The sequence below is a fragment of the Shimia haliotis genome, assembly GCF_900114415.1.
Taxonomy (GTDB): domain Bacteria; phylum Pseudomonadota; class Alphaproteobacteria; order Rhodobacterales; family Rhodobacteraceae; genus Shimia; species Shimia haliotis.
Window position 1 is genome coordinate 158,652 of the sequence record NZ_FOSZ01000002.1, and the last position, 9,049, is coordinate 167,700.

The window sequence follows — 9,049 nt, forward strand, 5'->3', positions numbered from 1 at the left end:
GTTATCCTTTCAGTTTGAAGGTACGGGCGACGATCTCGCCCCATGGGCGGGCCGTCGTCGTCCGGCCGGGTTGCGGGTGATGGGCGACGATCTCGGGTTCGGCCTCTGACCTCAAATCAAGAAGGGCCATGCGGACGTCGTCGAGGCTGGCGTCCTGTTCGAGGAAGCGCCCAGCCATCTGTGGCTGGCCTGCAAGGCGGCAGAGATCGACGACCGCGCAGGCATGGGTGATCGCCTCGGCGCGGATCGCGGCGGGATCGGGCGGTGCGCCATCCGGAGCCGGGACCGGATCCGAAGAGCTGGGCATTTCGTCGCCGACAACAGGTCTCTCGGGCTCAACGGTCCTATTGCCGTTGTTCCCCTCGCCGGTGCTGACGGCAGGTTCGACATCGCCGTCCACGATACTGTCGATCTCTGGGTGCGTGTTTATAACAGTGTCTGGATTGCCTTCGGCAAGAACGCCCTCCGCTTTGGTCGGAACACCCTCCTGGCCAGTGGCTTCCACTGCCTCGACGAGGTCCGGCGGCGCATTGCGGAACCGGCCGATGTCGAACCGCGCGGCCATCCTGACAGGGTCCGCCAGCCGGTCAGCAAAGCCCGCCGCCACCGCATCGGCTGCATCGAACCACGTCTCAGCCGCCATCAGCGCTGCGATCTCGTCGTCGGGCTTGCCGGATTTGGCGGCATATCCCCGGACGAGGCTGCCGGCGATTTTGTCCAGCGCCTCGGCCATGGCGCGCATGTCGCCCGCCGTGCCCATTGCCAGACCCGACGGGTCGTGGATCATCAGGAACGCGTTTTCCGGCATGACGATCTCGTCACCCGCCATGGCGACATAGGACGCGGCCGAGGCGGCAATGCCGTCGATCCAGACCGTGACCGTTCCCTCGTGCCGCTTCAGCGCATTGTAGATGGCCACCGCATCGAAGACTGACCCACCGGGGCTGTTCAGCCGCAGATCGACCGGCATCCCCTCGGGCAGTGCGCCGAGTTCGGCAAGGAACCCTTTCGCCGAGACCCCATAGGCGCCGATCTCGTCATAGATCGCCACTTCCGCGCCCGTTCCCCGGGCGCGGATCGCATACCAGCTTGTCATATTGTCACTCCTGTTCGGTGGCGGGATCGGTGGAGGCGGATCCGTCGCCTGTGTCTTCGCCTGTGCCATCTCCGGGGTCAGGCCGCGCGGCGGGCGTTGCTCGTGCGCCCTGCGTTTCGCCGGGGCTCGCGCGGTAGCTCAGCCCCAGATCAGCAACGCGTTTGGCATCCGCCGCATTCTCTCGGTCGACTTCTTCGACGTCATAGCCGGTGGCCTCGACCACCTTGCGACGCGAGGTGATGCCCGCTTCCATCGCCAGCACTTGCGCCTGGATGTCCTTCAGCGGGTCGACCCAGTCCCAGCGTGGCGGGATCCATTGCACCGGCCGCGCGACGGCGGGATTGCCGATATCCAGCGCCCCCGACAACACGGCCGTCTCAAGCCAGCGCCGCCAGATCGGCCGACACAGCTGGTGCGCCATCACCCCATGCTGCAGCTGGCCGATGCGTCGCCGGAACTCGACCAGCTCTGCCCGCAGGCTCGAATAGTTTGCCTGGCGCACATCCCCTGTTACGAGGTGGTACGGCAGCCCCAGTGAGGCTGATACCGACAAGAGCGTCCGGTATTGAAACGCCTCATAGCCGCCCCCAACATCTGCAGGACTCGAGAACTTCACATCCTCGCCCGGCAGCAGCACCTGCATCGTGCCCGGCTCGAGGCTCGCAATGGCGGTGCCATCGAGATCGGCCTCGGCCTCGCCCATCATCGGGTCTTCCGGCGCGGTCTTCGTGATGAACCCAGCGAACATCGCCGCGGTCTTCTTCCGGTCGAGTTCGGCGTCGTCGTACTGGTCCAGCAGAAACAGCCGCACCATGGCCGGCGCCACATGCGGCAGGCCCCGGATCTGCCCTGCATCGATGGGTCGGTAGATGTGCAGCACGTCGTCGGCTGGCACGCGGACCGTTTCCGGGATCACAGCCCCCTGATCGGTGCTGTCGCCCGGATGGCGACGACGGAAGTGATAGGCCACCCGGTGACCGATGCGGTCGAACTCGATGCCGCAGCGGATGCGATTGCCGTTTCCCGCCATCTCGGTCTTCTCGAACGGCAGCATCTCTGACTGCAGCAGCTGCAGTTGCAGCGGTACGAGAAGACTGTCCTCGGCGCGGCGTGGCCGCATACGCACGAAGCATTCGCCCGCCACGAACATCTCACGCGCGACCATGGCCTGCAGGCCGTAGAAGTCGGTCAGTCCGTCCACGTCGGCCTCGTCGGTCCATGCGAGCCACAGCTGCTGAACGCTGTCACGCAACGCCGCATCTGCGATCAGCGATGACGGCTTGATCCCATCGCCCACCAGGTTTGACGCAAACGCCTCGCAGGCATTGGCGGCATAGCCGTTGGTGACGACCAGTTCCCGCGACCGCGCCAGGAGACGAGGCCCACCCGAGGCGACCAGCGAATTGATGTTTTCAAGCGGCGGTTGCCAGCCCCGCAAGCGTCGCTTGGCCAGAGCGCCTTCCAGACGCGCGGACACGGCGGCGGGACCGCCGGGGACCCGGCGGCGAAAGTGATCGAACAGCCCCATGGATCAGAGCCCCTTCGTCGTCGTTGCACGCACCTGCCGAACGATCCGTCGTCCCTCTGCAGTCGCAATCTCGCGGTCGAGCGCCTCGATGGCCCGGTCGATTTCCACCACACTGCGATAGTCCACCGTCTTTCCGTCGTAACTGACGCGCGCCACGCCAGAGGAGCGTTGAACAGCCAGGGTCTCGCGGCGGGCACGGAGCTCGGCAGTCGTAGGCATCAATTCACCTCATGTAACTTGAGCGCACGGTTCGCCGCTGTGGTCCCGCGCGCCGAGAAGCGGGCGTGGTGTTTCCCGCCCCGTCCTCAGCCATGTCCTCCGCCGTGATCCCGACCTGTGCTTCCAGATCAGTCCACCGCGCATCGGACCAACGGTCTGCGCCCAATATCCAAGCGGCTGCTCGGGCATAGACCCGACAATCCAGAGCTTCATTGCGTTCGCGCAGCTTCTGCCATTCGAGCCGGGCAAAGCCGCGTTTGGTGCGCACCGTGATCAGTTGTTCGGCCGTGAATTGCTTCAACCACTCGCCGTCCGCCCAGTTTGGCAGATGGATCGTTCCGGGCGGGCAAAGATGCCCAGCCTCGATTTCCTCCCGCGTCGGGCGGTCCTGCCGCAGGAACCGGTAGGTCTCGGTCTTGAAGGTGGACGTGGCGACCGTCCAAAGCCGTGCACCGCGCCGCAACCTTTTACCTGCGATGGTCGCGTCCACATAAGTCGGGCCAGTGACCGGGCTCGAGCGGTTGAACCCCTCGACGCCTTTGACCGGAGCCACCTGCGCGAAGCCGACCTGTCGCGACCAAGCATACACGGCACTGGTCTCGTAGCCCGTGTCGATCGCCAGACGTGCCAACGTCATCTTCTGACCGGAAGTATGCTCCCATGTCTGACCGAGCAAATTGGCCAGTTGCTGCCAGCACGCCGGATCGCCGGGCCCGCCCTCAATGACCAAGTGATCGATCAGCCAGCTTTCCAGGCCGCGGCCCCAGGCCCAGACATCAACCTCGATGCGATCCTTCTGAACATCGGCCCCGGCTGTCAGGAACAAGCCGCGCTCTGGAACAGTCCCTCCGTCCCAAGTCTCGCGCCGGTCCGCCAAGCGCTGCCAGTCCGGCGCTTCGCCAGTTTCGACCCACGTCTCACCGAGGATCGTATTGCGGAAGGCCTTGATCGCCTCATCCGATCCTTGCGCCGCGTCCCATGCCCGTACGATCCGCTCCCAGCTGAGCCAGCCGATCGGCGAATAGAGCGCAGAGAGGTGATAGCCGACGGTATTAGGGTCGGCGGCCACGGCCGTCGCGCGCCATTCACCCGCTTCCAGCATGGCCGTCTTGTTATGCTCGGCGATGGGCTGTTCGCAGCCCTCGCAATGATATTCGGCCGTTTCCGGTCGACCCTTTTGCCAGCGCAACCGCTCGAACTTCAGCCACTGCATCGCGCCGCAATGCGGACACGGCACGAAAAACCGCCGCTGATCGCTTGCCTCGAACTCCCGCTCGATCCGGCTCAGCCCCCGGATTGTGGGTGTCGAGACCAGGAACACCTTGCGCCGATGGGCGAAGGTCAGCGACCGGGCTTCGGCCAGCGTGACGGGATCACCTTCCTCGTCGGCCGAGGCCGGATAGGCGTCGACCTCGTCGAGGAAGATGTAGCGAGCGGGCGTCGAGCGCAGGCCTACCGCCGAGTTCGCGCCCGTCATGATCAGGATGCCGCCCGCGAATTCCTTCGACAGCATGGTGTTCCCGGCGTCGCGGGAGCGCGCCGGTTTGACCCGTTCTCGCAGTTCCGGGCTCTCGTCGATCAGCGGATCGATCCGCTGGCGCGAGTTCCTTTTCGCCAGTTCCACCGTCGGCTGGACCGCAAGCATCGGTCCCGGCGCCTGGTGGATCGCAAAGCCGATCCAGTTGTTGCCAGCCTCGGTCGCGCCGACCTGCGCCGCCTTCATGAACACGATCCGCTGCGTCGGATCGCCGGGTGAAAGTCGATCCATGATTTCGCCCATGTAGGGCGTGCGCGCCGTTCGATACCGCCCGGGTTCTGCCGAAGCGCGCCCCGAAAGCATTCGGTGCCGGTCCGCCCATTCGGAAACGGTCAGGTCCGCATCCGGCGTGAGGCCAGCACCCCAGGCGCGCAGGATTTCCGCAGCGCCGTCAAAATCCAGCATATCGTCGGCGTCACCGGAGATCGGGTTTGACCTCGGCAAGATCGTCGAGTTGGGCACGGACATGTTTCTCCAGAACCTTCTGCATTGCTGCTGGCTCGACGCCCAGATCGGCCGCCATCAGCGCCGCCGCTCGCGACGGCCAGTTGACCCAGACGTCGCGCTCCTGCCGCGCCAGCCGGAACACCAGCGCCAGCGCGCGGGCCCGGTCGATCAACTCGCCTTTCAGCTTTTGTAACCGGAGGCGGCGCTCCTGCGCCTTTAGCACTTCGTTCGCCGTCTTGGCCTGCAGGAACGTGGTGCCGCTGCCGATTTGTGGCGCCGCTAACCCCTGTTCACGGAGCGTCTCGCCGACTGCGGACACTGCCGCCTCCGGGACAGGTTTGAGTTTTGGCTGCGGCGCTTTCCGGGTCTTCGACGGATCGGTCGCCTCGGCGCGCAGGGCATCGCTGGCCAACGCGTCAATGCTGCCATCGCCGTACAGAACCAGCCGCCCTGTCGCCTTGGCCTTCTGGATTGCCCCGCGCGACAGACCGACGCGAGTGGCGTATTGGCGCTCGCTCAGACCCTCCATTGCGCCCTCCGATTATCATTCAAAATCATGTGCTTATGTAGTTGATAAGCCTCCGTACCAGAGCGAACGTGGTTCCACGAAAACGATGCAACTCACAACGGAGCCGCCACGATGACCCGCCTGAACCCGATCACCACACCCCGCCACCAGCTGCGCGCCGAGAAGGCTGCGCGGAACAAGGAGGCGGCATTGAACGCCTTCATCGGCAAGAAAGCCGAGATCGACGAGGCGCTGGCGCGCTTGGCAAACCTCAGCGACGACCACTTCAACGCCCACCCCGACGAGATCAACTGGGGCCATGTCGGCACCCTTGAGCACTACGCCAACCTCCTGAAGCGCATCACCGACAGCGCCTTCAGCGAAGGCGAGCACGCGGAGTAAGCACCATGGAAACCAGCACCATCCGAATTGCCATCCGTAAGCTGCCCGATCATTTCGACCGAAGCCGCATCACCACGGTCCTCGACGAAATCGAAAGCACCCTGATGGACGATGGCGGCGTTTATGTCCGCGCCTACGCCGACAGCATGACGATTACCATCGAGGTGCCGACCAATCAGTTGATCGATGCGGCAACCTGCCTGAAAGACCTCGACCTGATCTGAACCGTGCTGCCGCGCAGACCCGCCCCGCATACGCGGGGCTCGTCCCGGTAGAAGGGCCGCATACCGCGCGCCCCGATGACCGGAGATAACCATGGCCAAGAAATCCACCCCTGCAACAACCGATGCAGCCCCGCGCCAGACCAAGCAGCAGATCATGATCGATCTCCTGCGGCGGCCCGAAGGCGCGGGCATCGAAGAGATCACCGCCGCAACCGGATGGCAGTCGCACACTGTGCGCGGCGCAATGTCCGGCGCGCTGAAGAAGAAGTTAGGCCTCGAGATCACCTCGAAGAAGGTCGAGGGGCTCGGACGGCTCTATCGTATCGAGCGCTGATTTCCATCCGGCGCACCGCTGAAGTCACGACTATAAGGAAGCCGTCGCCGTGTAAGCGGCGGCTTCGTCTTTCTCGTCCGGATCGCCTCGAAGAGCCGCCGCAGCACATAGGACCGCGCAACGCTCACTACCGTGAACACCGCGCCCATTTTCAGGTTCTGGGCCAGCGTCGTGTGCAGCCCGAAGATGGGGAAGATCAAGATCTGCGTGACGACCGCGACGCCGTAGCCCACGACCACATTGGCGAAGGACTCCACCAGCGACATGAGGCGCGACTGCTTCATGCCGCCCCCTTATCCATCGGCCAGCAATTCAGCTGCAAGAGTTCGCAGCGCATGCGCTGCAACCAAGGGGACCACGCCATTGCCGCAAAGGCGAAGCCGGTCCACCCGGTGGGCCAGCCCATCAGAGCCTCGACGAATGCTGGGTTCAGCGTCCGGCGCGGTTCGGAGGTATCGCTCCCAGCCGTCGGCGTCGCCAGGACCTGGCGGCCAAGCAGGCCGTTCACCGGGGTGTTCGCCAATGTGGTCGCGCCGTCCTTGTGATCCCGGGCCGTCGGCGTCATCCACATCTGGCTGGCACGGGTCAGGTCGGCGGACTTGCGATTGCCCGCGCTCGGCTTGTTGCCGTCGGTCGCCATCGGCGTCGGCCAGTCCCGGGCCATCCCGTCCAGGCCCTTCTCGTGTTTCCGGGCACCGCCCCGGCTCCGGAAACTGTCGGTCTGTGGCGTTGGCCACATCGCGGCCGTCGTCGCGAGATTCATCCCATGCTTGCCCGCTTCCTGTGAGGGTGTCGGTTTCGTCTGCCGGTTCTCGTTCGCGCTCGCCCGGGGTGTCGGCCAAAGCCGCAGCATCTCCGTCCGGTTCCCACCGCTCGAGCGGGTCCCAGAGCAGGCGCGCGGGGTCGGCCAGTTCGTCACCCTCTCTGATGGCGAGGATGAACAGCCGCTCGCGCTTGTGGGGCGCACCGACTTCCGCCGCCGTGAAGAGGCCTGCCGCAAGGCGGTAGCCCATGCCGACCAGTCCGCTGGCGACTTCGGGAAATCCGAGACGGAGATGATGGGCGACATTCTCGAGGACGACGAAGGGCGGCTCGACCTCGCCGATGATGCGCGCGACATGCGGCCAGAGATGGCGCGGGTCGTCCGCGCCCTGCCGCTTGCCTGCAACCGAGAACGGCTGGCACGGATAGCCCGCAGTGACGATGTCCACCGCGCCGCGCCATGGGCGGCCGTCGAAGCTGGCAACGTCGTCCCAGACAGGCGCTGGATCCATGGCCGCCTCTTCCATCCGTGCCACGAGAATGGCCGCGGCGTAGGTTTCCCGTTCGACATGGCCCACAGTTCGATATCCGGGCATGGCGATGGTGAGCCCGAGGTCGAGCCCGCCAGCGCCGGAGCAGAGCGAGAGGCCGAACAGGCATGCGTCTCCGGTTCCGGAAGCGTTTCCGGAGGGATGTAAAGCCAGGTCATGCATCGCCTCAGCGCGGGTTGGTCGCCAGATCGGCGAAGGTCTGGCCGGTCCCGCCCAGGACAGCGTCCTTGCCGGTGAACTGCTGCCACCGCTCCACAGCGACATCGACATAAGCCGGGTTGAGTTCGATCCCGTAGCAGACCCGGCCCGTCGTCTCGGCCGCGATCATGGTGGTGCCAGACCCCATGAAGGGCTCATAGACCGCCTGGCCCGGGCTGGAATTGTTGAGGATTGGCCGACGCATGCATTCGACGGGTTTCTGGGTCCCATGCACCGTTTCAGCATCCTGATCCCTGTTCGCGATCTGCCAGAGCGTTGTCTGCTTCCGGTCGCCCGCCCAATGGCCCTTGCCGGTCTTTTTCACGGCGTAGAGGCACGGCTCGTGCTGCCAGTGGTAATCCCCACGGCTCAGCACCAGGCGATCCTTGGCCCAGATGATCTGGGACCGGATGTTGAAGCCGGAGGCCTCAAGGCTCTCGGCAACCGTCGTCGCATGCAGCGCACCGTGCCAGACATAGGCCACATCGCCCGGGAACAGCGCCCATGCCTCGCGCCAATCCGCGCGGTCGTCATTCAGCACCTTGCCGGTGCGCCTGGTTGCGGCGGCGCCTGCCTTGTTGCGCCAGCCGGGATCGTATTCGACGCCGTAAGGCGGATCGGTCACCATCAGCAGCGGTGTCACATCGCCGAGCAGTCGCTCGACATCCGTGGCCACGGTCGCGTCCCCGCAGAGCAATCGATGCTTGCCCAGCACCCAAAGATCGCCGGGACGGCTGATCGGGGTCTCGGGGGCCTCGGGAACATCGTCCTCGCCCTCGCGGGATGCAGTTTCGGGGTCGAACTCACCAGCCCAAAGCGCCTCGAGCTCCGCGTCATCGAAGCCAATGAGCGACAGGTCGTAGTCCTCAGCCAGCAGGTCGTTCAGCTCGGCCGACAGCAGCGCTTCATCCCAGGTCCCGAGTTCTGTCAGCTTGTTGTCCGCGATCCGATAAGCCCTGCGCTGCGCCTCGGTCAGATGGCCCAGCACAATCACCGGGGCCTCGGTCAGCCCCAGTTGCGTGGCGGCCAGTACCCGACCGTGGCCCGCGATCAGCTCGCCGTCGTCGGCGACGAGGCACGGCACAGTCCAGCCGAACTCCGCCATGCTGGCGGCGATCTTCGCGACCTGATCCGCGCCATGCGTTTTCGCATTCTTGGCATAGGGCTGGAGCTTGGCCAGCGGCCAGGTCTCGATCGCATCCGGGGCAAAGCTCAGGGTCATGCGGGTCAGTTCGCCTCAATC

11 protein-coding genes and 1 pseudogene are annotated in these 9,049 nt (G+C 65.2%); 3 read left to right on the top strand and 9 right to left on the bottom strand.

All coding sequences use genetic code 11. The features are described 5' to 3' along the window. Position 1 precedes the first annotated feature (1 nt). From BM069_RS06130 to BM069_RS06150, 5 genes are read right to left on the bottom strand one after another with little or no spacing between them, the layout of a single operon-like run. Positions 2-1,096: a head maturation protease, ClpP-related gene (locus BM069_RS06130; RefSeq protein ID WP_170846692.1), complete on the bottom strand. Its 1,095-nt coding sequence runs from the start codon at positions 1,094-1,096 to the stop codon at positions 2-4. Between the two features lie 4 nt (positions 1,097-1,100). Then, a complete protein-coding gene (locus BM069_RS06135; RefSeq protein WP_244503550.1) occupies positions 1,101-2,624 on the bottom strand; it encodes a phage portal protein in 1,524 nt (507 codons plus the stop codon). 3 nt (positions 2,625-2,627) lie between these two features. Beyond that, on the bottom strand, positions 2,628-2,843 hold the full coding sequence (locus BM069_RS06140) for a phage head-tail joining protein (RefSeq protein WP_093321785.1): 216 nt from the start codon (positions 2,841-2,843) through the stop codon (positions 2,628-2,630). 4 nt (positions 2,844-2,847) lie between these two features. After that, positions 2,848-4,848, bottom strand: coding sequence for a phage terminase large subunit family protein (locus tag BM069_RS06145; RefSeq protein ID WP_093321788.1), 2,001 nt, complete (start codon positions 4,846-4,848; stop codon positions 2,848-2,850). Beyond that, positions 4,796-5,356 carry a hypothetical protein gene (locus BM069_RS06150; RefSeq protein WP_093321791.1) on the bottom strand — a complete coding sequence of 187 codons (561 nt, stop codon included), beginning with the start codon at positions 5,354-5,356 and terminating at the stop codon, positions 4,796-4,798. The genes BM069_RS06145 and BM069_RS06150 overlap by 53 nt, the downstream gene beginning before the upstream one ends. A gap of 111 nt (positions 5,357-5,467) precedes the next feature. Between BM069_RS06150 and BM069_RS06155 the strand changes: the two genes are divergently transcribed. The 3 genes from BM069_RS06155 to BM069_RS06165 all read left to right on the top strand — a co-directional run bounded on the left by BM069_RS06155 (position 5,468) and on the right by BM069_RS06165 (position 6,295). Beyond that, the gene (locus BM069_RS06155; protein ID WP_093321793.1) at positions 5,468-5,737 is read left to right on the top strand and encodes a hypothetical protein; all 270 of its coding nucleotides are present in this window, start codon (positions 5,468-5,470) and stop codon (positions 5,735-5,737) included. A 5-nt stretch (positions 5,738-5,742) separates the two neighbouring features. Next, positions 5,743-5,961 carry a hypothetical protein gene (locus BM069_RS06160; protein ID WP_093321796.1) on the top strand — a complete coding sequence of 73 codons (219 nt, stop codon included), beginning with the start codon at positions 5,743-5,745 and terminating at the stop codon, positions 5,959-5,961. Positions 5,962-6,052: 91 nt separating this feature from the next. After that, positions 6,053-6,295 (top strand): DUF3489 domain-containing protein, encoded by a 243-nt coding sequence (locus BM069_RS06165; protein WP_093321799.1) that lies wholly within the window; start codon positions 6,053-6,055, stop codon positions 6,293-6,295. On the opposite strand, the gene BM069_RS06170 is transcribed toward BM069_RS06165, so the two are convergent. The 4 genes and pseudogenes from BM069_RS06170 to BM069_RS06180 form a co-directional block, all read right to left on the bottom strand. Continuing rightward, complete coding sequence (locus BM069_RS06170; protein ID WP_425288665.1) at positions 6,277-6,579, bottom strand: DUF7220 family protein; 303 nt, start codon at positions 6,577-6,579, stop codon at positions 6,277-6,279. The two genes, BM069_RS06165 and BM069_RS06170, sit on opposite strands and share 19 nt — an antisense overlap. Next, on the bottom strand, positions 6,576-7,058 hold the full coding sequence (locus BM069_RS20005) for a hypothetical protein (protein WP_244503573.1): 483 nt from the start codon (positions 7,056-7,058) through the stop codon (positions 6,576-6,578). Before BM069_RS20005 ends, BM069_RS06170 begins: the two co-directional genes overlap by 4 nt. Before the next feature lie 205 nt (positions 7,059-7,263). After that, positions 7,264-7,878, bottom strand: a pseudogene (locus tag BM069_RS20165) (DNA cytosine methyltransferase); the annotation flags it as partial. Then, positions 7,775-9,028 (bottom strand): site-specific DNA-methyltransferase, encoded by a 1,254-nt coding sequence (locus BM069_RS06180; protein ID WP_093321804.1) that lies wholly within the window; start codon positions 9,026-9,028, stop codon positions 7,775-7,777. The pseudogene BM069_RS20165 and the gene BM069_RS06180, both read right to left, overlap by 104 nt. Positions 9,029-9,049 lie beyond the last annotated feature (21 nt).

Excerpts from the sequence above, each read along its gene's own strand:
- BM069_RS06130 (WP_170846692.1), bottom strand. The coding sequence starts at position 1,096 with ATGACAAGCTGGTATGCGATCCGCGCCCGGGGAACGGGCGCGGAAGTG.
- BM069_RS06135 (WP_244503550.1), bottom strand. The coding sequence starts at position 2,624 with ATGGGGCTGTTCGATCACTTTCGCCGCCGGGTCCCCGGCGGTCCCGCC.
- BM069_RS06140 (WP_093321785.1), bottom strand. The coding sequence starts at position 2,843 with ATGCCTACGACTGCCGAGCTCCGTGCCCGCCGCGAGACCCTGGCTGTT.
- BM069_RS06145 (WP_093321788.1), bottom strand. The coding sequence starts at position 4,848 with ATGTCCGTGCCCAACTCGACGATCTTGCCGAGGTCAAACCCGATCTCC.
- BM069_RS06150 (WP_093321791.1), bottom strand. The coding sequence starts at position 5,356 with ATGGAGGGTCTGAGCGAGCGCCAATACGCCACTCGCGTCGGTCTGTCG.
- BM069_RS06155 (WP_093321793.1), top strand. The coding sequence starts at position 5,468 with ATGACCCGCCTGAACCCGATCACCACACCCCGCCACCAGCTGCGCGCC.
- BM069_RS06160 (WP_093321796.1), top strand. The coding sequence starts at position 5,743 with ATGGAAACCAGCACCATCCGAATTGCCATCCGTAAGCTGCCCGATCAT.
- BM069_RS06165 (WP_093321799.1), top strand. The coding sequence starts at position 6,053 with ATGGCCAAGAAATCCACCCCTGCAACAACCGATGCAGCCCCGCGCCAG.
- BM069_RS06170 (WP_425288665.1), bottom strand. The coding sequence starts at position 6,579 with ATGAAGCAGTCGCGCCTCATGTCGCTGGTGGAGTCCTTCGCCAATGTG.
- BM069_RS20005 (WP_244503573.1), bottom strand. The coding sequence starts at position 7,058 with ATGAATCTCGCGACGACGGCCGCGATGTGGCCAACGCCACAGACCGAC.
- BM069_RS06180 (WP_093321804.1), bottom strand. The coding sequence starts at position 9,028 with ATGACCCTGAGCTTTGCCCCGGATGCGATCGAGACCTGGCCGCTGGCC.